Genomic DNA, 4,285 nt, shown 5'->3' with positions numbered 1-4,285 from the left:
ATGCTCCGCCAGGGGCATCACCCGCGCGGGAGTCAACTGAACCAAGACCGACACCTCCGCCATCGCTGGCAGTGCCAGTATGCCGAGCCCTAGTCCCAAGCCACTCCACAGCCATCCCGGTATCCGTCGCGTCACCGCTGTTTTCTCCATTGTTGCCAGGGCAGGCCCACCGCCATTTCCAGGGCCGCCTGTTGTTCCGCATAAGCCTGCTTCAGGGCCAGCAATTGCAGGCTCTTGGCGAGGGCCTGACTGCGCACCGCCTCATAATCGATCAGGGTCACATTGTGCTCCGCCGCCGCACCCCGCAGTCGCTGCTCGGCGCTTTGCAATTGCGGTACCTGCTGCTCCAGCGGGGTAATTTCCTGACGCAACCGGCGCAGATCGGCCACCAGAGCGGTGATATCGGCGCGGGTCTGAAAGAGGCGGACGGTGTAGGCCGCATGTAATTGCGCACGGGTGGCCTCGGACTCGGCGATAACGCCGCGATTGCGGTTCCAGAGCGGGATATCGAGACTGACACTGGGGCCGATGGTCTGGATATTCGAGGTATCGGCCGCCTTGGAGATGCCGATGGTAAATCCCGGATACTGGCCGAGGATGGCACGCCGTACCCGCGCTTCCTGGGCCTGATAGCCCGCGCGCAGCGCCAGCAAATCGAGCCGGTGGGCATCCGCAAGGGTAACCAGACGGGCGGCATCGGGAATATCCAGCTGCGTTTGCGGCGCCCGCAGGGAAAGCCGCATGTTCGGCGGCAACCCCATCACTTTATTTATATTCTGCCGCACGGCAGTCACCTGCCGGCGCAGCGCCAGCATGCGGTCCTGACTATCCAGCCAGGCGATTTGCCGCAACGAAGTCGTGGTGATGGTGGCATCTCCCAGCCGGAGATTCTGAACCGAGATCCGGTAGAGCTGATCCGTAGTAGTCGCCGCCGTTTGCGATACGGTCTCCTGCTTCTGCAGATAATACAGTTGCCGGGCCAGTATCCGCGTCTGGTTGGCCACCATCCACTCCTGCCAAGCCACCTGATACTGTACCGATTGTTCTTGCGCCCGGGCAATATGCAGATTCGCAGAGCGGGTGAACAGGCTGGCGAGACTCCAGCTCAGCCCCATGCTGTAGGCGTTAGTGTAGCCTGCAGCCACATTACTGGGCAGGTCGGCGCTCAGGGAAAGCTGCGGGTCGGGCAGCAGGCCAGCCGCGAAGACCTGCGCCTGGGCAACGCCGATTTGTGCCCGCATCGCCCGCAGGTCCGGATTGAGCAACACGGCAACTTCCCCGAGATCTTCGCCGGACAGGGGCGCGTGCAGGTTTACCGGTTGGGCGCTGGCGGGATGATCGTGGCGCAGGGCGGCAGCCATTTCCCGCTCCACCTTCGCCATAGCTGGCAGATGATCGCGCAAGGGCTGTGCGTGGTAGCTGGCGCAGCCCGTCAGAGGCAGCAGCAGAAAGGCAATGCGCCCATGAAATACAACAAGGCGCCACCAGCCTGATCTCTCAAAAATCGAATACATGATCCCTTCGCTCCGTGAAGGTATGGTACCACCATGTTTTATGATTCAAGGAGACGTGACAAGGCGCTGTCGATACATAAAAACCTGTCCTTGCCGGTCGCTCCGCGAGCTGAGTGTTATTCGTCCGCCGAGTTGATCGGCAATATGACGAGCGATGGTCAGACCCAGGCCGCTACCGCCTTCCGCGCTGTCCGGCAAGCGGTAAAATGCATCAAATACTCTATGCGATTCCTCTGGAGGAATGCCCGGACCACTGTCGATGACTTCCACGACACCCTCTTCGCTATCGCCACGGATGCGGATGGTCACCTCACCGTTTTCCGGGCTATAGCGCAGGGCATTGTCGACGGCGTTGCGTATCAGGCTATGCAGCGCCGCTTCCGTCCCCTCTACCCACACCGCGCCCTGTAGCTCCAAGCCAAAATCGAGGTTTTTCTGCTCCGCCAGCGGATAGAGATCTTCCACCACCAAACGGGCGACAGCGGCAAGGTCCACCGGCTGATGCGCTGCCACTGCCGCCTGCTGGCGGGCCAGACTCAACAACTGATCGAGCAGATGACGGGATCGCTCCAGGCCGCTTTTGAGAGGCAGCAGGCGTTGTTTGCATTCGGCGAGGGATTCCGCCCGTTCCAGATTCTGCGCTTGTAGTGAGAGTGCTGTCAGAGGTGTCCGCAGTTCATGGGCGGCGTCGGCGACAAAACGGCGTTGTTGGGCCATCAGCAGCTTGACCCGTTCCAGCAGGCGGTTGATGGCGCGCAGGAAGGGTGCGATTTCCTCCGGCACCTCGCTTGCCGGTAAAGGCTCGGGATATTCTGCGTTCTGCGCATCTGCCGCCTGGGCCAGGGCATGCACGGGTGCCAGACTGCGCAGGACCAGATAGCGGGCGAATACGATCAGCAAAGGTACCAGCAGCAAAAGTGGCATCAGGGTCCGCAGAGCGCTATTGAAAGCGGCGTCACTGCGTACATCGGTAGACTGGGCGACGGCGAGTTTTTTACCCGGCGCTACCCGACGGACAAAGACGCGCCAGTTCTGGCCGCCCACGTCCACAGTGTGGAAGCCGCTGCTCAGGTGAATCGGAAGCTTGAGCAAAGGTGCGGTCGACGGCTGGGATGTCGTTAAAGCTTGCACCACAATGCGCGCATCGGGGTCCACATCCAGAGGGGTCGCAACGGGCTTTTCCACGGTCGGCCAATGTTCCGGGGGGATCAGGACCGCGATCTGCCGCAAGGACGCATCCTGATATTCCTGTGCCTCATCAAAGGCGAGCCAGAACGATGCCAGGCCGGCCAGCAAACCCATACACACAATAGCCATGCTCAATCCGACGGACAAACGGCCTTGCAGAGAACGTGTCATGGCTGGCGCGCAACCATCCAACCCACCCCACGGACATTTTTGATGACCTTCGCACCGAGTTTCTTGCGAATGCCGTGGATCAGAAAATCAATGGTGTTGCTCTCCACGGCTTCATTCCAGCCATATAAGCGCTCTTCGAGTTGGGCACGGCTGAGAATGGCACCTGGGCGCAGCAACAAAGCTTGCAGCAAGGCGAATTCCCGGGCAGTCAGCAGGACTTGTGCATCGCCATACTGCACTTCATGGGTGCCCAGGTTGAGTTGCAGCAATCCATTGCTGAGTACCGGGGTGGCCTGTCCGCCCTGACGGCGGATGATGGCGCGCAAGCGGGCCAGCAGTTCATCCATTGCAAAAGGTTTAACCAGATAGTCGTCGGCGCCGAGGTCCAAGCCATCGACCCGGTCCGCCAGCGCATCGCGGGCAGTAATGATGATAACGGGCAAGGTGTTGCCAGCGGCCCGAAGCTTTCTCAGCAGCGCACGTCCGTCCAGTTTGGGCAGGCCTAAATCCAGCAACACCGCCTGGTGCTCCTGGTTGCCGATGGCCCGCAATGCGGTTTCGCCATCCCGCACCCAGTCCACGGCATAAGCCGCATCCTGCAGAGCCACCGTGATGGCTTCGCCGATCATTCGGTCATCTTCAACAAGGAGAATGCGCATAAGATGGTCCCAGTATATTCCCGGTGACTTTGCTCACCTCAAAAACCCCGTCCCCTCAAAAGGGAGCGGGGCTCTCGCAATGCCGGTGATCAATCCGGATGCGCGCCTTCGGTGGAGTTCTCCAGAACGGCCCCGGTTTTAGCATCGACGCCTACCTCATGGGTGACTTTGCCATTTTTGATATCGAAAGAATAGCGCAAACCGCTCCTACCTTTCTCCTGCTCCAGTTCTTCGTCCGTGATTTTGCCGGGGTATGCCTTCAAGGCAATAGTCCTGGCCTGTTCGATAGTTACCTTGGCATGGCCCGCCAGATTCTGGCCGGTGAAGGCGAAGGCATTAAGGGATGCTGCGGTCAAAATGACACCCAGCACGCCAATGACCACTTTATTTGATGTTCCCATGATGTCACTCCTTTCCAATAGATCGAGGTCTGGTGGATGCTTGTGCTTCCACCATGTTGCCCACTCTACCACCTCGGAATTAGCGCAGGCTTAGCGACGGCCAAGCGGAGATTTCTGGATGCATACTCGTCATCCTAAAAAATATCGGCAGAAAAGCTCCAGACACAACACGCTGGAACCTTTCTGCCGCAAATTACAAGTAAATATCTCCCGGCAAAGCCGGGAGCTTTAGTTCGTGAGCCGCTCAAAGCGGCTTAAAGGGGACGCTAACGCGGCCCCTCAGTTTTGGCGCCACCACAGGGTGGCCTGGATCAGCTCCATATGTTCAACTGATCCACCCGTTCATCCTCTT

The 4,285-nt window shown here is 59.4% G+C and carries 4 protein-coding genes; all 4 read right to left on the bottom strand.

From position 1 onward, the window contains the following. Positions 1–131: 131 nt before the first annotated feature. Positions 132–1,514, bottom strand: coding sequence for a TolC family protein (locus tag M7F93_RS11175; protein ID WP_298173439.1), 1,383 nt, complete (start codon positions 1,512–1,514; stop codon positions 132–134). Between the two features lie 45 nt (positions 1,515–1,559). Next, the gene (locus M7F93_RS11170; protein WP_298173436.1) at positions 1,560–2,873 is read right to left on the bottom strand and encodes a sensor histidine kinase; all 1,314 of its coding nucleotides are present in this window, start codon (positions 2,871–2,873) and stop codon (positions 1,560–1,562) included. After that, positions 2,870–3,532 carry a response regulator gene (locus tag M7F93_RS11165; RefSeq protein WP_298173433.1) on the bottom strand — a complete coding sequence of 221 codons (663 nt, stop codon included), beginning with the start codon at positions 3,530–3,532 and terminating at the stop codon, positions 2,870–2,872. Before M7F93_RS11165 ends, M7F93_RS11170 begins: the two co-directional genes overlap by 4 nt. 89 nt (positions 3,533–3,621) lie before the next feature. Further along, positions 3,622–3,933, bottom strand: a complete 312-nt coding sequence (locus M7F93_RS11160; protein WP_298173430.1) for a PepSY domain-containing protein — start codon at positions 3,931–3,933, stop codon at positions 3,622–3,624. Between the last annotated feature and the right edge of the window lie 352 nt (positions 3,934–4,285).

The sequence above is a fragment of the Acidithiobacillus sp. genome, from assembly GCF_027322205.1.
Lineage (GTDB): Bacteria > Pseudomonadota > Gammaproteobacteria > Acidithiobacillales > Acidithiobacillaceae > Acidithiobacillus.
The sequence above is the reverse complement of the archived record's forward strand: the minus strand, read 5'-3'. Positions and strand labels throughout refer to the sequence as shown.